We start from the raw sequence: 504 nt of genomic DNA on the forward strand, positions 1-504 counted from the left end.
CCGGTGGCCGGGTGGGGTTCGACACCTCGGTGCTGACCGAGGCGGTCGCGCGGCAGGGGACGCTGGAGAGTTCGGTCGGGTTGGGGGACTCGGCGTTGCTGGCGACGGAACCGGCGGAGCTGGCTACGTCGGCGGCCTTCGCGCGGACGGCGGAGCTGGCCGGGCGGCCGGGGAACGTGGCGCCGCTGGCGGAGGCCGGGCGGTTGTTCGGGCGGGTGGCGCACCTGCTGGACGCGGTCGAGGACTACGCGGAGGACGCGGCGGCGGGGGCGTGGAACCCGTTGCGGGTGACGGGGACTTCGTGGCCCGAGGCGCGACGGTTGTGCGATGACGCCGTGCTGGGGGTTGAGCTGGCGTTGCGGGAGGCCGAGTTCGCGGAGCCCGGGCTGGTGCACGCGTTGCTGGTGCACGAGCTGCGGCAAGCGGTGCGGCGGGCTTTCGGGCACGGGTTGCACGGGCATGGCGCCGGTCCGGCGGCCGAGGCGGACCGGCTGCCGGGCGGCC

At 76.4% G+C, this 504-nt stretch carries 1 pseudogene; it reads left to right on the top strand.

Annotated elements, in window-relative coordinates:
- Positions 1–504: pseudogene (locus G3I65_RS32575) on the top strand (hypothetical protein); the annotation flags it as partial.

This window comes from Amycolatopsis sp. SID8362 (assembly GCF_010550475.1).
Lineage (GTDB): Bacteria > Actinomycetota > Actinomycetes > Mycobacteriales > Pseudonocardiaceae > Amycolatopsis > Amycolatopsis eburnea.